The 18,477-nt window shown below is 61.7% G+C and carries 16 protein-coding genes; 11 read left to right on the top strand and 5 right to left on the bottom strand.

Going from position 1 to position 18,477, the window contains the following annotated elements; translation table 11 throughout:
- Nucleotides 1–103: 103 nt before the first annotated feature.
- From ctlX to D109_RS0110725, 7 genes are all read left to right on the top strand, one after another.
- Nucleotides 104–1,030: a citrulline utilization hydrolase CtlX gene (gene ctlX / locus D109_RS0110755; RefSeq protein WP_017476893.1), complete on the top strand. Its 927-nt coding sequence runs from the start codon at nt 104–106 to the stop codon at nt 1,028–1,030.
- A gap of 11 nt (nt 1,031–1,041) precedes the next feature.
- Entirely contained in the window at nt 1,042–2,088 is a 1,047-nt protein-coding gene (locus D109_RS0110750) for an ornithine cyclodeaminase (RefSeq protein ID WP_017476892.1), read from the top strand.
- A gap of 355 nt (nt 2,089–2,443) precedes the next feature.
- Nucleotides 2,444–3,223 (top strand): ABC transporter substrate-binding protein, encoded by a 780-nt coding sequence (locus D109_RS0110745; protein WP_017476891.1) that lies wholly within the window; start codon nt 2,444–2,446, stop codon nt 3,221–3,223.
- Nucleotides 3,224–3,383: 160 nt separating this feature from the next.
- Nucleotides 3,384–4,085 carry an ABC transporter permease gene (locus D109_RS0110740; protein ID WP_017476890.1) on the top strand — a complete coding sequence of 234 codons (702 nt, stop codon included), beginning with the start codon at nt 3,384–3,386 and terminating at the stop codon, nt 4,083–4,085.
- A complete protein-coding gene (locus D109_RS0110735) occupies nt 4,082–4,795 on the top strand; it encodes an ABC transporter permease (protein ID WP_017476889.1) in 714 nt (237 codons plus the stop codon). The genes D109_RS0110740 and D109_RS0110735 overlap by 4 nt, the downstream gene beginning before the upstream one ends.
- Nucleotides 4,796–4,798: 3 nt before the next feature.
- Nucleotides 4,799–5,644, top strand: coding sequence for an ABC transporter ATP-binding protein (locus D109_RS0110730; protein WP_017476888.1), 846 nt, complete (start codon nt 4,799–4,801; stop codon nt 5,642–5,644).
- 12 nt (nt 5,645–5,656) lie between these two features.
- The gene (locus tag D109_RS0110725; protein ID WP_003208571.1) at nt 5,657–6,154 is read left to right on the top strand and encodes an Lrp/AsnC family transcriptional regulator; all 498 of its coding nucleotides are present in this window, start codon (nt 5,657–5,659) and stop codon (nt 6,152–6,154) included.
- Between the two features lie 120 nt (nt 6,155–6,274).
- Here D109_RS0110725 and D109_RS0110720 read toward each other — a convergent pair whose 3' ends face one another.
- From D109_RS0110720 to D109_RS0110705, 4 genes are all read right to left on the bottom strand, one after another.
- Nucleotides 6,275–7,108 (bottom strand): TIGR03915 family putative DNA repair protein, encoded by an 834-nt coding sequence (locus D109_RS0110720; protein WP_017476887.1) that lies wholly within the window; start codon nt 7,106–7,108, stop codon nt 6,275–6,277.
- Nucleotides 7,105–8,325 (bottom strand): putative DNA modification/repair radical SAM protein, encoded by a 1,221-nt coding sequence (locus D109_RS0110715; protein WP_017476886.1) that lies wholly within the window; start codon nt 8,323–8,325, stop codon nt 7,105–7,107. Before D109_RS0110715 ends, D109_RS0110720 begins: the two co-directional genes overlap by 4 nt.
- 68 nt (nt 8,326–8,393) lie before the next feature.
- Nucleotides 8,394–9,731: a lysine N(6)-hydroxylase/L-ornithine N(5)-oxygenase family protein gene (locus D109_RS0110710; protein ID WP_017476885.1), complete on the bottom strand. Its 1,338-nt coding sequence runs from the start codon at nt 9,729–9,731 to the stop codon at nt 8,394–8,396.
- Nucleotides 9,732–9,860: 129 nt separating this feature from the next.
- Nucleotides 9,861–10,343, bottom strand: coding sequence for a sigma-70 family RNA polymerase sigma factor (locus tag D109_RS0110705; protein WP_017476884.1), 483 nt, complete (start codon nt 10,341–10,343; stop codon nt 9,861–9,863).
- Nucleotides 10,344–10,666: 323 nt separating this feature from the next.
- Here D109_RS0110705 and D109_RS0110700 point away from each other — a divergent pair, with 323 nt between their 5' ends.
- From D109_RS0110700 to D109_RS0110690, 3 genes are read left to right on the top strand one after another with little or no spacing between them, the layout of a single operon-like run.
- Nucleotides 10,667–11,833 carry an efflux RND transporter periplasmic adaptor subunit gene (locus D109_RS0110700; RefSeq protein WP_026077879.1) on the top strand — a complete coding sequence of 389 codons (1,167 nt, stop codon included), beginning with the start codon at nt 10,667–10,669 and terminating at the stop codon, nt 11,831–11,833.
- Entirely contained in the window at nt 11,834–13,807 is a 1,974-nt protein-coding gene (locus tag D109_RS0110695) for a MacB family efflux pump subunit (protein WP_017476882.1), read from the top strand.
- A 7-nt stretch (nt 13,808–13,814) separates the two neighbouring features.
- The gene (locus tag D109_RS0110690; RefSeq protein ID WP_017476881.1) at nt 13,815–15,230 is read left to right on the top strand and encodes an efflux transporter outer membrane subunit; all 1,416 of its coding nucleotides are present in this window, start codon (nt 13,815–13,817) and stop codon (nt 15,228–15,230) included.
- Between the two features lie 46 nt (nt 15,231–15,276).
- Here the strand turns inward: D109_RS0110690 and D109_RS0110685 are convergent, their stop codons facing one another.
- A complete protein-coding gene (locus D109_RS0110685; RefSeq protein ID WP_017476880.1) occupies nt 15,277–16,902 on the bottom strand; it encodes a hypothetical protein in 1,626 nt (541 codons plus the stop codon).
- A gap of 198 nt (nt 16,903–17,100) precedes the next feature.
- Here D109_RS0110685 and pvdM point away from each other — a divergent pair, with 198 nt between their 5' ends.
- Nucleotides 17,101–18,471 (top strand): pyoverdine-tailoring dipeptidase-like protein PvdM, encoded by a 1,371-nt coding sequence (gene pvdM / locus D109_RS0110680; RefSeq protein ID WP_017476879.1) that lies wholly within the window; start codon nt 17,101–17,103, stop codon nt 18,469–18,471.
- The last annotated feature ends 6 nt before the right edge of the window (nt 18,472–18,477 follow it).

Genomic DNA, 18,477 nt, shown 5'->3' with positions numbered 1-18,477 from the left:
CTTTTCAGCTTTCCCGGCTGGGCCGCCCCCTCACTTCAGCCGGGATTCTTCCTTCACACCGCACAAAATAGCCTCACTGCCCAACCCATGGACCCGTGCACCCATGCAAACCACCAACACCGTCCTGATGATCCGCCCGGCGCACTTCGCCTTTAACCCGGACACCGCGATCAACAACCGCTTCCAGCGCGCGCCCCTCGACCCGTTGGCCGCACAGCACAAAGCGCTGGAAGAGTTCGACGGCTACGTCGACACCCTGCGCCACCACGGCGTGGAAGTGCTGGTGGTACAAGACACCCCGGCGCCCCACACCCCGGATTCGATCTTCCCCAACAACTGGTGGAGCAGCCACGCCGACGGCAGCCTGGTGCTGTACCCGATGGAAGGCCGGAACCGACGACTGGAGCGCGACAAGGGCGTGCTGCAAGTACTGGAGCAGCGCTTCGCAATCACAAACACCATCGACTTCAGCCACCTCGAACAACAGAACATGTTCCTCGAAGGCACCGGCAGCATGGTCCTCGACCGCCAGCACCGCATCAGCTACGCCTGCCATTCCGGGCGTACCCATCAGGACGCCCTGCGCCAGTTCGCCGAACGCCTGGACTACCAACTCTGCGTATTCCACGCCGTCGACCGCCACCACGCGCCGATCTATCACAGCAACGTGATGATGAGCGTCGGCCGCGACCTTTCCGTGGTGTGCCTGCAAGCCCTGCCCGATGACCGCGAGCGCCAGGCCCTGGAACGCTCCCTGCGGGACACCGGCAAAGACATCGTCGCCCTGGACTTCGACCAGCTGGAAGCCTTCGCCGGCAACATGCTGGAAGTCCACGACCGCGACGGCCAGCCGCTGCTGGTGATGTCGGCCAGCGCCTGGGGCTCGCTCAAGCCCGCCCAGCGCCAGCATGTGGAACGCCACACCCGGCCGGTGGTGGTGAACATCGACAACATCGAACGCATCGGCGGCGGCAGTGCCCGCTGCATGTTGGCCGAAGTGCATCTGCCAACCCGCCCCTCATTTCAATAAGGAGTCTTCCCATGACCCGCTATATCGACGTCAACGACTTGAGCTACCTGGTTTCGCAAAAAGGCCTGCAAACCTGCATCACCGAGATGGCCGAGTACATCCGCGCCGACTACCTGCGCTGGCAGGACTTTGAAAAATGCGCGCGCCTGGCCAACCACTCCCCCGAGGGCGTGATCGAGCTGATGCCGGTGTCCGACGCCTCGCTGTACGCCTTCAAATACGTGAACGGCCACCCGAAAAACACCCAGAGTGGCATGCTTACGGTGATGGCCTTCGGCGCCCTGGGCGATGTGGACACCGGCAAACCGGTACTGCTGGCGGAAATGACCCTGACCACCGCGATCCGCACCGCCGCCACCTCGGCCCTGGTAGCGCGCTACCTGGCCCGGGACAACAGCCGCAGCATGGCGTTGATCGGCAACGGCTCCCAGAGCGAATTCCAGGCCCTGGCCTTCCACGCCGTGCTGGGTATCAATGAGATCCGCTTGTTCGACATCGACGCCAAGGCCACCGCCAAGCTGGCCGCCAACCTCAAAGCCTTCCCGGCGATCAAGGTGGTCCTGGCGGGCAGCGTCGCCGAAGCCGTAAAAGGTGCCGACATCGTCACCACCGTCACCGCCGACAAAGCCTACGCCACCATCCTCACCGACGAGATGATCGAACCCGGCATGCACCTTAATGCCGTCGGCGGCGACTGCCCGGGCAAGACCGAGCTGGACCGACGAATCGTCGAACGTGCCCGTGTGATCGTCGAGTACGAACCCCAGAGCCGCATCGAAGGCGAAATCCAGCACATGCCGGACGATTCGCCGGTCACCGAACTGTGGCAAGTGATCAACGGCCAGGCCCCGGGCCGTGAAAATGCGCGCCAGGTCACCCTGTTCGACTCGGTGGGTTTTGCCATCGAGGACTACTCCGCCCTGCGTTACGTGCTGGACGTGGCCAAGGCGCTGGACGTGGGCAGCGAACTGGAACTGGTACCGGACCTGGCCGACCCCAAAGACCTGTTTGCCCGCCTGGCACAAGCACCGGCCGCACAGCAGAAAAAGCGTGCCTGAGACCGCTCTGGCCTGCTGCTTTGCGTGAGCGGCAGGCCGGAAAAACCTCACCGACAAGCCGATTTAGCGGGTACGACAGCCGTTTCCGCTGTAGCTCGCGTTTTAACAGCACATTCCGCGCGCCGCGGCGGGGGTAAACGACACAAAAAACGCACCATCTTGAAGCATTCTCTCTGACAACAAACAGCCCAATGTGGCGAGGGAGCTTGCTCCCGCTGGAGTGCGTAGCACTCCCAGGATTTTGAGGCCGCTACGCAACCCAGCGGGATCAACCTCCCTCACCACAAAAGCCTCTACACCTTAGCGTCCCGTTTTCTACTGCCCTGACATCAATTACAAAATATAGGGAATACACATGACTCCGCTCCGATCGTTTTTCGCTGCGCTGCTCCTGCCATTGGCCGCCACCGCTGCCCAGGCTCAGGAATGGAAAGAAATCCGCTTTGGGGTCTTCCCCGAATACCCACCGTTTGAATCCGTCGCCGCCGACGGCAGCCTGCAAGGTTTCGACATCGACCTGGGCAACGCCATCTGCGCCAAGCTTGAAGTCAAATGCGTGTGGGTCCACAACGAATTCGACGGCATGATCCCGGCCCTGCGCGCCCGCAAGTTCGACGCCATCATGTCCTCCATGGCCGTGACGCCGGCCCGCCAGAAAGTCATCGACTTCAGCGACCGCCTGTTCCTCAGCCCGACCTCGGTGATCACCCGCAAAAGCGCCGACTTCGGCGACACCCCCGAATCCCTGAAAGGCAAACAGGTCGGCGTGCTGCAAGGCTCGCTGCAGGAAGCCTACGCCCGTGCACACCTGGCCAAGCTGGGCGCGCAAATCAAGGCGTACCAGTCCCAGGAGCAGAACTACGCCGACCTGCAAAACGGTCGCCTCGACGCTACCCTGACCGACAAGCTCGAAGCCCAGCTCAACTTCCTGTCCAAGCCTGAAGGCGCCGACTTCAAGACCGGCCCGGCCTTCAAGGACCCGACCCTGCCGCTCGACATCGCCATGGGCCTGCGCAAGAACGACAAGGACCTGGTGGAGCTGATCAACAAAGGCATCGCCGCTGTCCAGGCCGATGGCACCTACGCACAGATCCAGAAGAAATACTTCGGCGATCAGGACATCTACAACGAGTAACGCCTCCTGTGGGAGCGAGCTTGTGTGGGAGCGGGCTTGCTCGCGAAAGCGGTGGGTCAGTCACACACGTATTGACTGAAACTCTGTCTTCGCGAGCAAGCCCGCTCCCACACAAGCTCGCTCCCACAGTAAAACTCTGCGCTCCATCGAGATACTTCCCGTGAATGAACTCCTCAACTTGCAAGGCTTCGGCCCACTGCTGGCTCAGGGTGCCTGGATGACGGTCAAGCTGGCGTTCCTGGCGCTGCTGCTGAGCCTGTCCCTGGGACTGATCGCCGCCGCCGCCAAGCTCTCCAGCGTCAAACTGCTGCGGGTCCCGGCCACGCTCTACACCACGCTGATCCGCAGCGTGCCGGACCTGGTACTGATCCTGCTGATTTTCTACAGCCTGCAACTGTGGCTCAACGACCTGAGTGAAATGCTCGGCTGGGCTTACTTCGAAATCGACCCGTTCACCGCCGGTGTCATCACCCTCGGGTTTATCTACGGTGCGTATTTCACCGAGAACTTTCGCGGGGCAATTCTCAGCGTGCCCGTCGGCCAGCTGGAAGCCGCCACCGCCTACGGCCTGAGCCGCTGGCAGCGCTTTCGCCTGGTGCTTTTCCCGCAACTGATGCGCTTTGCCCTGCCGGGCCTGGGCAATAACTGGCTGGTGCTGCTCAAGTCCACGGCGCTGGTGTCGATCATCGGCCTGTCGGACCTGGTGAAGGCCGCGCAAAACGCCGGCAAGACCACCAATGACCCGCTGTATTTCCTGATCCTCGCGGGCCTGGTGTACCTGGTGATCACCACCCTCTCCAACCGCATCTTCAAACGCCTGGAACGGCGCTACAACGTCGGCATCAAGGGGATGGCGCGATGATCGAACTGATCCAGCAATACGGCCTGGCCTACCTGTTCACCGATGGCAACGGCTTTTCCGGCGTGGCCATGACCCTGTGGCTGTTCATTATCTCGGTGGTGCTGGGCTTCTTCCTGTCGATCCCGCTGGCGATCGCGCGGGTGTCGGACCACTTCTGGGTTCGCTGGCCGGTGGAGGTCTACACCTACCTGTTTCGCGGCACGCCGCTGTATATCCAGTTGCTGATTTGCTACACCGGCCTCTACGGCCTGGAGGTGGTGCAGGACAACGCCCTGCTCAACCAGTTTTTCCGCAATGCGCTGAACTGCACGCTGCTGGCCTTTGTGCTGAACACGTGCGCCTACACCGTGGAAATCTTTGCCGGGGCGATCCGCAACATCCCCCACGGCGAAATCGAGGCCGCCAAGGCCTACGGCCTGCACGGCTGGCGCCTGAAGCTGTTTGTGGTGGTGCCCGCCGCGCTGCGCCGTGCACTGCCGGCCTACAGCAACGAAATGATCCTGATGCTGCACGCCACCTCCCTGGCGTTCACCGCCACCATCGCCGACATCCTCAAGGTTGCCCGCGACGCCAACGCCGAGACGTTCCTGACGTTCCAGGCCTTTGGCATCGCGGCCCTGTTGTACATGCTGCTGTCCTTTGCACTGGTGGGCCTGTTTCGACTGGCCGAACGTCGCTGGATGCGTTTTCTTGTTCCTACCCGAGGCTAACCCATGAATCAGTCCGCGCAGGCCCTGGCCGCTTATCCCACCGATGTACGCCCCGCTACCCAGCAGGTCGCCGTGGCCGAAAATGCCAACGTCAAACTCCAGGTCGAAGGCCTGTACAAACGCTATGGCGAGCACGAGGTGCTCAAGGGCGTCTCGCTGAACGCGCGCAATGGCGACGTGATCAGCCTGATCGGCGCCAGCGGCTCCGGCAAAAGCACGATGCTGCGCTGCATCAACTTCCTCGAACAGCCGGACGCGGGGGTCATCACCCTCGATGGCATCAGTATCGAAATGCAGCCAGGCCGCGCCGGCACCCGCGCGCCGCACCAGGCGCAATTGCAGAACCTGCGCACCCGCCTAGCCATGGTGTTCCAACACTTCAACCTGTGGAGCCACATGACCGTGCTGGAAAACATCACCATGGCCCCGCGCCGGGTGCTGGGGGTCAGCGCCGCCGAGGCGGAAAAACGCGCCCGCCTGTACCTCGACAAGGTCGGCCTGCCGGGCCGGGTGGCGGATCAATACCCGGCCTTCCTCTCCGGTGGTCAGCAACAGCGCGTGGCCATCGCCCGGGCCCTGGCGATGGAACCGGAGATCATTCTGTTCGACGAACCCACCTCGGCTCTCGACCCTGAACTTGTAGGAGAAGTCCTTAAAGTCATACAGACGTTGGCGGAGGAAGGTCGTACCATGCTCATGGTCACCCACGAAATGGGCTTTGCCCGCCAGGTGTCCAGCCAAGTGCTGTTCCTGCACCAGGGCCGCGTAGAGGAGCAAGGCGGAGCCGAAATCCTCGACCAGCCGAACAGCGAACGCTTGCAGCAATTTCTTTCCAACCGATTGAAGTGAACACCACACACCATGGATACCAAGGCCACCGGACCGAACGCCTCACCTGTGCTGGACCGCATCGATGAAGCCATCATCGACGTGTTACGGCACCAGGGACGCATCACCTACGAAAAACTCTCGTCGCTGGTGCACCTGACGCCCAGGCCGTGCCTGGAGCGGGTGCGCAAGCTGGAGCGACGCGGGGTCATCCGGGGTTATGGGGCGATCATCGACGTGCAGATGGTTTCGCCGGGGCTGTCACTGCTGGTACTGGTGGCCCTCTCCAACCAGAGCGGGCGCTCGGCGCAGAAGGCGTTCGAGGCCTGCGTCAAAGCCTGCCCGCAAGTGTTCGAGTGCCAGTTGATCAGCGGGCCGTTCGACTACAGCCTGCGCATGCGCTGCCGGGACATGGAGCACTATCGGGTGTTGACGGAAACCTGGTTGAACAATGATGAATTGCACATCGATAAGTTGGTGGCGCATCCGGAATTGGCGGTCGTAAAAAACACCGCGACCGAACTGGCCTGAACTCGTCCCTACAGGCAATAGAGATCAAAATGTGGGAGCGGGCTTGCTCGCGAATGCGGTGTATCAGTCGCTGGATGTGCTGCTGACACACCGCATTCGCGAGCAAGCCCGCTCCCACATTTAACCGTGCCCGCTTGAAATCCGCTTGCCTGGACGCGCCCCAATCATCTTCGCCTGCCCATCCCGCTGCTTGCCCGTACGCGCCTCGCTGATCAACCCTGGAATCAACTTGCCTTCCGGCAAATTTTTCCAGAACCGACTCGGCAAATGCCCTTCCATCACCTTGGGATTCAACCGCGCCGGGTTAAAGATATGGCTGTAGTACGTCAGCCACATCGCACTGTGGGGATCCTCGACATTCTGCGCCAACGCCTGCCATTCCACTGGGCATTGCCGCCGATGAATCAACTGCTCCCCGTCGTAATAAACCCCGTCCAGGGGCGTCGCGATCATCCAGCGATGACGCCCCATGCGCCCGACAAAATGCTGGCTGGCCACCTTCAAGATATCGTGGGCCGGCTCATGCCACGCCACGTACTCCGGTAACTCCGGCCCAGCCTCTGCGGGCAATGCGATAAACCGCACAAACGCATGCAGGTGATGAGCCTCGCGCTGCACCTGCTTGATCCGCCGCTGCAACTCACTGCCCAGCTTGTCTCCCGACATCATCGCCGTACGGTCCCCATGGCTGACGCGCCATAACACCTCATACAACAGGCTCCAGCGCTGTTCACCGTGATAACACGCGGCAGACTCCAGCAGCTCCAGCAGCGCCTTGGGAATCCGCGCCTGGAACGGCCCGCACTCGGCCGGGTACTGCTCGTCCGTGGCAAACAGGTCCGCCACCTCGGCCACGCCCCAACTCACGTGGCTGGGGTCAATCTGATGGCTGAGCAGCCAGCGCGCCTGCTCGCGCCAGGTGCTGAACAGGTTGTCGCATTCCAGGCTGATCATCCCCACAGCCCCATTTGTTGCGGCTGCGGACGGTCGCGCAGTTGTTCGCGCAGCAGCACGCTGGTGCTTTCCGCCTGTTGCGGATGGTAGTCACTGGTGATGAAAAACGGCTTGGCCTTGGCCAGCACACAACGCATGCGCGCCAAATCCTCGAAGCGGATCTTGCGCTGGCGACGCAGGTCCACCAGCCGCTGAGTGGTGCGCAGGCCAATCCCGGGAATGCGCGCGATCAGGGTCGGCTCGGCGCGGTTCAGGTCCAGCGGGAACACCTCGCGGTGCTCCAGGGCCCAGGCCAGTTTCGGGTCGATGTCCAGGGCCAGGTCCCCCGGCCCTTCAAACAGCTCATTGGCGCTGAACCCGTAGCTGCGCAACAGGAAATCCGCCTGGTACAAGCGGTGCTCGCGCATCAACGGCGGCGCGGCCAGGGGCACGCTTTTCGGGCTGTTGGGAATCGGGCTGAATGCCGAGTAATACACCCGGCGCAGTTTGAAATTGCCGTACAAGGCCTCGGCGCTGTGGAGGATGGTGCTGTCGTCGGTGTCATCGGCGCCGACGATCATCTGCGTGCTCTGCCCGGCCGGCGCGAAACGCGGCGCGCGGGGTTCGTTGAGTACGGTCTGTTCACCTGTATAGATGGTCTGCATGGCCTGCTTGATCGAGACGATCTGCTTCTCGGGCGCCAGGGTTTGCAGGCTCTTGTCCGTCGGCAACTCGATATTCACGCTGAGGCGATCGGCATACCGCCCCGCCTCGGCAATCAGCGCCGGGTCGGCTTCGGGAATGGTCTTGAGGTGGATATAGCCGCGAAAGTCATGCTCTTCGCGCAAGAGTTTGGCGACCCGCACCAACTGCTCCATGGTGTAGTCGGCCGAACGGATGATGCCGGAGCTGAGAAACAGCCCGCTGACGCAATTGCGCCGGTAAAAGTCGAGGGTCAGGGTCACCACCTCCTCCGGGCTGAAGCGTGCACGGGGCACGTCGCTGGAACGGCGGTTGACGCAGTATTGGCAGTCGTAGAGGCAGAAGTTGGTCAGCAATACCTTGAGCAAGGACACGCAGCGACCGTCGGGCGTATAGCTGTGGCAGATGCCCATGCCATCGGTGGAACCCAGCCCCGCCTTGCCTTCCGAGCTGCGCTTGGGCGCGCCGCTGCTGGCGCAGGAGGCGTCGTACTTGGCGGCGTCGGCAAGGATGCTGAGTTTTTCGATCAACTGCATGGGGCTTCTACCGATACTGGTTTTTTGTACAGTATCAGCAGCAGCCCCCGCGGTTCAAGTGCAGCCTGTCAGCTGGCGGTGGCCAGCAACCGGTCCTGCACCGAACGGTTCTTGCCGCGACTGCGGTCGTGTTCGTACAGCGACGCGGCAATCTCGTCGGCGCGGATCGGCAGGATCGACAGCAAGGTGTCGCTCAAACCATGGCTGGCCTGGCTGAAACCCTGCATATAGATGCCGGCCTTGCAGCGCTCGTCGGTAACAATGCGGTAGTCGCGGCTGACTTCAAAGTCGCCCATATAGTCCGCCAGCGGTGCGAGCAACTGGCGGTGCATCTGGCGCTCGTACCCGGTGGCCAGCACCACGGCGTCGTAGTGATTCAGGCTGGTTTCGCCATTGGCGTTGTTGCGCAACGCCAGTTCGACACCCAGCGGCCCGGCCGTGGCTTTTTCCACGGTGGTCAGGGTGCGGAACGCGTGACGGGCGATGCCGGAGACTTTCTGGCGGTAGAAGATCCCGTAGATACGCTCGATCAGGTCCAGATCCACCACCGAGTAGTTGGTGTTGTGGTACTCGTTGACTAGGCGTTCGCGCTCGCTGCCGTTCTGCTGGAACACCAGGTCGGTGAACTCCGGCGAGAACACTTCGTTGACGAACGGGCTGTCATCCGCAGGCTTGAGGGCCGAGCCGCGCAGGATCATGTCCACCTGCACCGACGGGAAACTGTCGTTCAGATCAATGAAGGCCTCGGCCGCGCTCTGGCCGCCACCGATGATCGCAATGCGCATCGGCTTGCCGTCGACACACGGTTGCTGGGCCATGCGCGCCAGGTACTGGGAGTGATGGAACACCCGCCCGTCATCCTTGAGCGCCTTGAACGACGCCGGAATACGCGGCGTACCACCGGCGCTGACCACCACCGACCGGGTAGTGCGCACATGCTGTTCACCCTGGGCATCCCGGGAAATTACCCGCAGCGCCTCCACCTGCTGCTGATGCAGGATCGGCTCGATGGCCAGCACTTCCTCGCCGTAACGGCTTTGCGCCTGGAACTGCCCGGAGACCCAGCGCAGGTAGTCGTTGTACTCCATGCGGCACGGATAGAAGGTGCCCAGGTTGATGAAGTCCACCAGGCGGCCGTGGGCTTTGAGGTAATTGACGAAAGAATACGGGCTGGTGGGATTGCGCAGAGTCACCAGGTCCTTGAGGAAGGAAATCTGCAATTCACTCTGGGCCACGAGGGTATTGCCGTGCCAGCGGTAGTCGGCCTGCTTGTCGAGGAACAGCACGTCCAGTTTGCCCTGGGCTTTCTCGCGTTCCTGCAGGGCGATGGCCAACGCCAGGTTCGAAGGGCCGAAACCGATACCGATCAAGTCGTGAACGGCGGGCGATGCAATTGCCTGTGTCATTCCAGTGTCCTCTGGATAAGCCCCGTGGCGGTGTGGGGCGGGAAAGCCTCAGAGACCTGAAGGCTAAACAACAGGTCATGTGTTGATAGGAGACGAGGACAATGAAAAAAAATTTAGCTACCGCTGGAATCAGTGCGCATCCCACTCACGCATGCGCACCCGGCAATGCTTCATGGCATTGACGATGTGTTTTTCCACCAGCGCGCGGGAAATATTCAGGCGCTCGGCGATTTGCACATGGGACAGCCCCTCCAGCTTGCGCAGCAGGAAGCTGTCGCGGCACAGCACCGGTAGCTCGGCCAGGGCACGCTCGAGCATGTACAGGCGCTGACCGTGATCGTGGCTGTTATGAGGTGACGTCGCACAGTAACGCTCTTCGCTGTCGAGCACTTCCAGTGGCTCATCCTGGCGCAAGGCGTTGCGCCGGTGACCGTCGATCACCAGATTAAGCGCCGTGCGATACAAAAACGCCCGCGGCTGCTCAATCGGAGTCGTACTGGCACGCGCCAGTACCCGTACATAAGCGTCATGCACCACATCTTCGGCCACCTGACGGTTGCCTAGCTTGGCGTTAAGGAAACACACCAGCTCGCGATAGTAGTTTTCCAACATGACTCCCAACCGCCTGGAGGGCGGTTTGTCGTTACGCCATATCGAACGCATCGCTGATACGATGGCGGCACGATGATGGCAAGTGCGAAGGTGCGTAATTTATAGTAGTTCTCATATAGATTTAAAGCGCCCCATGGATTTGTCGGAAAGTTTTTCTTGCTGCTATACCTGTAACCCTATGTGTCTTCACTTAAATTCCCACGCCGCTGCACCGTTTAATGGACAGTTTCCCGTGCCTGCCGCCTAAGAGGCAGTTTTGCGCTGCGGCCCTGTTTTGACCGCATCCTGAACCACGGGCCGATTTCCATTGGCCGGAATACTGCATGAAACGTCCCCGACAGACCCGCCGTGCTCTGCTTGTATCGCTTTGCCTGATTCCCGTTGTCGGCTTCACTGCCTGGCAATTCGTTCCGCCAGGCCGGGACAACCTCGCCACCGTTGAAGTCAGTCGGGCCGACATAGAAAGTAGTGTGACAGCCTTGGGCACCCTGCAACCACGACGCTACGTGGATGTCGGGGCGCAAGCGTCCGGGCAGATACAAAAGATCCACGTCGAAGTCGGCAGCGAGGTCAAGGAAGGCCAACTGCTGGTGGAAATCGACCCATCCACACAAAAAGCCAAACTTGACGCCGGGCGCTTCTCCATAGAGAACCTCAAGGCCCAGTTGCAAGAACAACAAGCCCAGCACGACTTGGCACAGCAGAAATACCGCCGCCAACAGACACTTGCCAACGGGGGGGCGACCCGCGAAGAGGACGTGCAGACCGCCCGTGCCGAGGTGCGCGCCACCCAGGCGCGTATCGCGATGTTTCAGGCGCAGATCCGCCAGGCCCAGGCGAGCTTGCGCAGTGACGAAGCAGAACTGGGCTACACACGCATTTATGCGCCGATGTCCGGCACGGTGGTCGCAGTGGATGCCCGAGAGGGCCAAACCCTCAATGCCCAGCAACAAACGCCGCTGATATTACGAATCGCCAAGCTATCGCCCATGACGGTCTGGGCCGAGGTCTCCGAGGCCGACATCGGTCACGTCAAACCTGGCATGAACGCTTACTTCACCACCCTGAGCGGCGGCACGCGGCGCTGGAAAAGCTCGGTACGCCAGATACTGCCGGTGCCCCCCAAACCACTGGACCAAAGCAGCAAAGGCGGCGCAAACCCATCAGGCAAAGGCAAGGGCGGCGTGGTGGTGCTGTACACGGTTCTACTGGACGTCGACAACGCTGACCACGCCTTGATGGCAGAGATGACCACCCAAGTGTTCTTTGTCGCCAACGAGGCGCGCAACGTGCTGACCGCTCCCATCGCCGCTCTGCAGGACGGCCAGCAAGCCGATCGGCCACAAGTGCGCGTAGTCGCCAGCGACGGCACGATCCAGACGCGCGAGGTGCGCACCGGCATCAGTGACCGGCTGCGGGTGCAGATTCTCGACGGCTTGAATGACGGCGACCATCTGCTGATCGGCCCTGCTGACGGCGCCGGGGGTTGAATGCGCACGCCTCTGATCGATCTGCGCGACATTCGTAAATCCTATGGTGGTGACGACAGCCCGCTGGTCGAGGTACTCCGGGGGATCGACATGTCGATCCACACCGGGGAGTTCGTCGCCATCGTAGGCGCTTCCGGCTCCGGAAAGTCGACCCTGATGAATATCCTCGGGTGCCTTGATCGGCCCACATCAGGCGACTACCTGTTCGCCGGGGAAAATGTCGCCCAGCTGGACAGCGATGAACTGGCCTGGCTGCGCCGCGAGGCATTTGGGTTCGTGTTTCAGGGCTACCACCTGATCCCCTCGGGCTCTGCCCAGGAAAACGTCGAGATGCCCGCGATCTATGCCGGTACCCCGGTGGCCGAGCGGCATGCCCGCGCCTATGCGCTGCTCGAACGCCTGGGGCTCGGCGAGCGGACTGGCAACCGCCCACACCAACTCTCCGGCGGCCAGCAACAACGGGTTTCGATTGCAAGGGCGCTGATGAATGGCGGCCATATCATTCTCGCCGATGAACCGACGGGGGCCCTCGACAGCCACAGCGGCGCCGAGGTCATGACACTGCTCGATGAACTGGCGAGTCAGGGCCACGTCGTCATCCTGATTACCCACGACCGCGAAGTCGCCGCGCGCGCCAAGCGCATCATCGAGATCCGCGACGGCCTGATCATCAGCGACAGCGCCGCCGATAATCCCGGCGTGCAGCACTCAGCCAACCCAGGCGCCCTTCAGGCCATTGACCTGCGCCGACGCCTGAGCGACGGCAGCGAGGCCAGCGGCGCCTGGAAAGGCGAATTGCTGGACGCGGTCAAAGCCGCGTGGCGGGTGATGTGGATCAACCGCTTCCGCACCGCCCTGACCCTGCTCGGCATCATCATCGGTGTTGCCTCCGTGGTGGTCATGCTGGCGGTGGGTGAAGGCAGCAAGCGTCAGGTCATGGCACAAATGGGCGCGTTCGGCTCGAACATCATTTACCTGGGTGGTTACGCCGCCACCCCGCGCACACCCGAAGGGCAAGTGACCCTGGACGACGTTGCCGCCCTGGCCACCCTGCCCCAGGTCAAGATGATAATGCCCATCAACGGCCGCGAGACCATGGTGCGTTACGGCAATGTCGACCATGTGATGTACACCGGTGGCAACGGGGTGGATTTTTCGGCGATTTTCAACTGGCCAGTGGTCCAGGGCAGTTTTTTCACCCAGGCCGATGTCGACGCCGGGACCGCGGTGGCAGTGATCGGCAAGAAAGTCCGCGAAAAAGTCCTCAAGGATGTCGCCAACCCCATAGGTCAATACATCTTGATCGAGAACGTGCCATTTCAGGTGGTCGGTGTGCTCGCTGGCAAGGGCGCAAGCTCCGGCGAACAAGACAGCGATGAACGTATTGTGGTGCCCTACTCGGCAGCCAGCTTTCGGTTGTTCGCCACCCACACGCCTGAGTACGTGGTCATCGCCGCCGCCGACGCACGCAATGTCAAACAGACAGAACGAGCCATCGAGCAACTGATGCTGCGCCTGCACGGTGGCAAGCGTGACTTTGAACTGACCAACAATGCCGCGATGATCCAGGCCGAGGCCAGGACCCAGAATACCCTGTCGTTGATGCTAGGCTCGATTGCCGCGATTTCCTTGCTGGTGGGCGGTATCGGGGTGATGAACATCATGCTGATGACGGTACGCGAACGCACGCGTGAAATCGGCATTCGCATGGCCACCGGCGCTCGCCAGCGAGACATCCTGCGCCAGTTCCTGACCGAAGCCGTGATGCTCTCGGTCGTCGGCGGGATAGCCGGCATCGGCCTCGCCTTGCTGGTGGGCGGCATTCTGATTCTCAGCGAGGTAGCGGTGGCCTTCACCGGGCTGGCGGTACTCGGCGCTTTTGCCTGTGCGCTGGTGACCGGCGTTGTCTTCGGCTACATGCCGGCCCGCAAGGCTGCCCGGCTCGACCCAGTAACGGCACTGACCAGTGAATGACCAAACGATGAAAACGCCCCTGCACCTGTTTTCCCTTTGCCTGTTGCTCAGTGCTTGTTCGGCCACAGTGCCGCCAGCGCAGAACGGGGTGCAAGCCCCTGACAACTGGCATTCGCCGAACACCCAAGGCACGGCCCTGCAGAGCGCCCAATGGTGGACCACTTTTGGTAGCCCGGAACTGGACCGCATTATCGCACAGGCACGCAGCACCAGCTTCGACCTGGCAGCCGCCGTCGCACGTGTTCGCCAAGCCCAGGCTGGCGCGGCCATCGCCGGCGGCCCGCTGCTGCCAGAACTGAAGGGCACGCTGAATGCCAGCCGCGAAAAACTCCTGGGAGGCAAAGGCTACAGCCAACTCGATGCCACGGATGACAACAAGGCCGTGGACTATTTCGATGCGACCTTAAGTGCCAGCTACGAAGTCGACTTCTGGGGCGGCCGTCGCGCCGCCTTCGACAGCGCTGTGCTGGGCGTGCGCGCCAGCGAATTCGACCGGGCCACCGTGGAGCTGACCCTGCTCGGCAGCGTCGCCGATACGTATGCCCAAACCTTGTCGCTGCGCGAACGCAGCCGAATCGCGGCGCTTAACCTGGCCAATGCACAAGCCGTCCTGAAGCTGGTGCAGACTCGACATGACGCCGGGAGCGCCACCACCCTTGAGTTGGCGCAACAGAAAAGCCTGGTAGCCGCCCAACAACGCCAACTGCCACTGGTACAGCAACAAGCTGAGGGGGCCTTGATCACCCTGGCCGCCCTGCTCGGCCAACCGGTGCAAAACCTGACGCTGGAAAGCAAAGACCTCAATCAACTGAACTGGCCGAGCATCGGTGCCGGCCTGCCCAGTGAACTACTCAGTCGCCGCCCGGACATTGCCCGGGCCGAAGCCCAGCTCGCCGCCGCTCAGGCTGATGTCAGCGTCGCCCGGGCAGCCATGCTGCCCACCGTGACCTTAAGCGCGAACCTCGGCTCGGGCGCCAGCACCGCCTCAGACATCCTGCGCAGCCCTTTCTATAACCTGACAGCCGGGCTGGTGGCGCCAATCTTCAACAACGGACGCCTGAGCGCTGAGCGCGACAAGGCCAGCGCCCGCCAGGAAGAGCTGCTTTACAACTATCGCGGGGCGATCATCAACGGCTTCGCCGATGTCGAACGCGCACTGACCGACATTCGCGGTGTCGACCAGCAGCGACAATGGCAACAGGAAGAACTGAACCAGGCGCAGATCGCCTTCGATATTGCCCAGAACCGCTACCAGGCGGGCGCGGAGGACTTGCTGACCGTGCTTGAGACCCAGCGCACGCTTTACGCAGCCCAGGACCTCAATGTGCAACTGCGTTTATCCCGCGTGCAAGCCAGCATCGGGTTGTACAAAGCCTTGGGGGGTGGGTGGACGGTACCGACGGAGCTGAGCAGCAACCGTTAGTCCCCGAGGATCATCGGGCGGGATCCGCGCGCCCACCCTGTGCAGATCAGAGCAACCGCTGCGTGAGCTTCAGGTGCCGGGCGTACCAGGGTCGTTTCGGAACACGCTTGAACAGGTTCCCCAGGTTTTTTTCATCACCAAAGGTAATGCGCAGCGCGAGCTTCATGGTCTCTGGGTCCATTTCCATCGACTTGCCGGCCTGCAGGCCCGGTGTCGTACTGCAACCATGGGTCACCGGCCCCAGCCACGGATCCCCCACGTCGACCCAACGTCCCTGGGCAAACCACGGCACGCCATTGACTTCCATCCGCGTAACTTCCCCGGGATGAAAGCGCTCGTGGGCGCGGAACCAGTCTTCCACACGATCATCAATCCAGCCGTGGAAATGCCAGAACACCGGGCTGACATGGGATGAAAACGGGTCGCCGAGAAAATCATTCTCAGGCCGGAACCAGCGCGCGGAAAAGTCCGCCGGATCACGTGCCATCGGTACCGGCGCACCATTGGAAGGATCACGGGGTACCGACGCCCAGCGCATGTGTAACCAGTCGTGCAAGCCCAGTTCAATTTCCGAACCAAACTGCCCAAGGCTCAATGTCGAAAGATAACGAGGGTCCCGATACTGCGACTCCCAGACCTGGAAGTTACTGTGATAGGTCTCGGCGGCTTTGATGTCGCTGACCCACTGGGTGTATTCATCATCACCCTCGGCCATCCAGGTCGGCGGCAAGGCAAAGCCATCATGGTTGTCGAAATACCGCGCAAAGCCCTGGCGATCACGCTCCAGCTCGGGCTGAGGCATGGGAAAACTCGGCCACGACGGGAGATCCTGCATTGATCTCGCGGTAGTGAGCATGTGCCGATGCATGAAAAAAAAGTCGACGCCTGATCCGTTGCGATCCTTGCGTGGACCACGGGCGTCACGCTCCTGGTCGCGTGGACCAGGTTGCCAGCCGATACCTCGAAGGGCACCGCGCTTTTCTTCGGACAAGGTATGCCACTTGTCCCGCGAGGCATGCCACAACTGATGGAATAGCCGATGCTCCGGAGCAATCAGCCATGCCAGCAACGTCGGATTCAAGCCAATACGCTCGCGAGCTTCGGGGAATGTGCGCTTGATGGCGATAAAACGGTTCTCGCTCTCCGCAAGCATCAGTGGACGATGCAGGTCTATTATCACGCCGCTGAGGGTGCCGCTGCCGGCATTGCCGAAATCGGCCCAGACTTCGTCCAGGGTCACAATGAACTCATAGTCCGGCACGCCCCCGGCGCTGTCGCGATTGACCAGGCGCCAGCGAACCTGCGCCGGGTTTGCCGGCACCAGGTCGCCAACCACCCGATAGCGCGGCTGAGCGTCGGCCCGCAAGCCCTGTGCAGTGTCGAGAAAACCGCGCAAGCCACGACCACGATGCGCGACATCGAGAAACAGCTGTAAACCGTCAAGGGGCAAGCCGGCCAGGCCCGCATCGCGCCCTTCGAATCGAACGTCCCAGACACCCCTCAGGTTGTTGGCAAGCTGCTGCCCCGCCAGCGTCGCCAGGTCGACGGTGGCCTCACCTGGCGTGATCGGCTCGTCCACGCGCGTAAGCTCACGATGCCCGTAATAAGCGGCAGGAACGGCGGCACCGGTCAGCGCCAGGCCCGCGAGGAACCATCGTCGAGAAATCGTCATTGCCCTACCTGTTAACCATCAAGCGTGTCAGCCATGAAGCCGGCTTTATCCAAGCTAGAACGTTTGTTGCACGGCAAAATTTAGCGCCACCACGACCGCGTGTGGGGGAGCCTAAATTTCCATCGCCCCGACTCGTTCTTCCCAGATAGCAAAGGCCCCGGTGCCTGCACTTCGAAGGCGAACCTGACTGAGATGGCAATGAAAAAACCTCGTTCGAAAAAGGCTCTCTACCTAGGCCTGCCCCTGGCATTGGCCGTGACCGCCGCTGCCGGCTTTTTCGTCTGGGACTACGGGTTCAGGAACAACCCCGGGTACCCTGTCAAAGTCATGAAGCAAGCCGATGAGCTGCAAGACCGGATCATTTCGTTCGATAGCCACATCACTTTACCGGTGACATTCGGCACCGCAGGAAATGAAGCCGATAAAGACGGCAGCGATCAGTTCGACCTGATCAAGGCCGCACGCGGACGCCTGTCGGGAGCCGCCTTGACGATCTTTGGCTGGCCGGAAATCTGGAACGGCCCCAACGCGCCGCACAAGCCCACCGCCGGCTTCGTCGACGGCGCGCGCAACGAACAGGAAGTACGCTACAAAATCATCAGCGCCATGGTGCGCGACTTCCCCGAACGGGTCGGCATTGCCTACACACCCGACGATTTCCGCCGCCTGCATGGCGAGGGCAAGTTTGCGATCTTCATCAGCATGCTCAACGCTTACCCACTGGGCAACGACCTGAACCAGCTGGACCTGTGGACCGCCCGGGGCATGCGCATGTTCGGCTTCAGCTATATCGGCAACAACGAATGGGCCGATTCCTCGCGACCACTGCCATTTTTCAACGACTCACCGGACGCCCTGGACGGCCTCTCCGAGATCGGAAAACAGGCAGTCAAGCGCCTCAACGACCTGGGTGTGATCATCGACGTGTCGCAAATGTCCACCAAGGCACTGGTTCAGGTAAGCCAACTGAGCCGGGCACCGATGGTTGCCTCGCACTCGGCACCACGGGGCATCGTCGACATCCCGCGCAACCTCAGCGACAAGGAACTGCAACTGATCAAGAACAGTGGTGGCGTGGTCCAGGTAGTTGCCTTTCCGGCCTACCTCAAGCCGCTGAGCCAGGGCACCCAGGACAAGCTCAATACCCTTCGCGCCAAGTTCGACCTGCCGCCCCTGCCCAACCTCGCCATGGCCTTGATGCCCGGTGACCCGGTGATTGCCGTGTGGCCCGAGCAGCGCTTTGGCGCATACGCAAAAGGCTTGTACTCGACCCTGGATGACGAGCCGCTGGCAACCCTCAAGGACTTCGCTGACGCCATCGACTACACCGTGAAGAAAATCGGCATCGACCACGTCGGCATCAGCTCGGACTTCAACGACGGTGGCGGCCTCAAAGGTTTCAAGGACGTCAGCGAGATCCGCAATGTCACCGCCGAACTGATCCAGCGCGGTTACTCCGAGGCCGATATCGCCAAGCTCTGGGGCGGCAACTTCCTGCGGGTATGGGGCCAGGTACAAGCCCTGGCGGCCAAACCCGGGCAAGCATCCAACCCAGCGACCCAACCATGAATTCGC

This window comes from Pseudomonas sp. PAMC 26793 (assembly GCF_000313235.1).
Lineage (GTDB): Bacteria > Pseudomonadota > Gammaproteobacteria > Pseudomonadales > Pseudomonadaceae > Aquipseudomonas > Aquipseudomonas yamanorum.
This window is presented reverse-complemented; position numbering and strand designations above follow the sequence as displayed.

Bases quoted from the DNA above. Each gene is read 5' to 3' on its own strand.
- D109_RS0110710 (WP_017476885.1), bottom strand. From the start codon at position 9,731: ATGACACAGGCAATTGCATCGCCCGCCGTTCACGACTTGATCGGTATC.
- D109_RS0110705 (WP_017476884.1), bottom strand. From the start codon at position 10,343: ATGTTGGAAAACTACTATCGCGAGCTGGTGTGTTTCCTTAACGCCAAG.
- D109_RS0110750 (WP_017476892.1), top strand. From the start codon at position 1,042: ATGACCCGCTATATCGACGTCAACGACTTGAGCTACCTGGTTTCGCAA.
- D109_RS0110730 (WP_017476888.1), top strand. From the start codon at position 4,799: ATGAATCAGTCCGCGCAGGCCCTGGCCGCTTATCCCACCGATGTACGC.
- D109_RS0110735 (WP_017476889.1), top strand. From the start codon at position 4,082: ATGATCGAACTGATCCAGCAATACGGCCTGGCCTACCTGTTCACCGAT.
- D109_RS0110700 (WP_026077879.1), top strand. From the start codon at position 10,667: ATGAAACGTCCCCGACAGACCCGCCGTGCTCTGCTTGTATCGCTTTGC.
- D109_RS0110725 (WP_003208571.1), top strand. From the start codon at position 5,657: ATGGATACCAAGGCCACCGGACCGAACGCCTCACCTGTGCTGGACCGC.
- pvdM (WP_017476879.1), top strand. From the start codon at position 17,101: ATGAAAAAACCTCGTTCGAAAAAGGCTCTCTACCTAGGCCTGCCCCTG.
- D109_RS0110695 (WP_017476882.1), top strand. From the start codon at position 11,834: ATGCGCACGCCTCTGATCGATCTGCGCGACATTCGTAAATCCTATGGT.
- D109_RS0110745 (WP_017476891.1), top strand. From the start codon at position 2,444: ATGACTCCGCTCCGATCGTTTTTCGCTGCGCTGCTCCTGCCATTGGCC.
- ctlX (WP_017476893.1), top strand. From the start codon at position 104: ATGCAAACCACCAACACCGTCCTGATGATCCGCCCGGCGCACTTCGCC.
- D109_RS0110685 (WP_017476880.1), bottom strand. From the start codon at position 16,902: ATGACGATTTCTCGACGATGGTTCCTCGCGGGCCTGGCGCTGACCGGT.
- D109_RS0110715 (WP_017476886.1), bottom strand. From the start codon at position 8,325: ATGCAGTTGATCGAAAAACTCAGCATCCTTGCCGACGCCGCCAAGTAC.
- D109_RS0110720 (WP_017476887.1), bottom strand. From the start codon at position 7,108: ATGATCAGCCTGGAATGCGACAACCTGTTCAGCACCTGGCGCGAGCAG.
- D109_RS0110690 (WP_017476881.1), top strand. From the start codon at position 13,815: ATGAAAACGCCCCTGCACCTGTTTTCCCTTTGCCTGTTGCTCAGTGCT.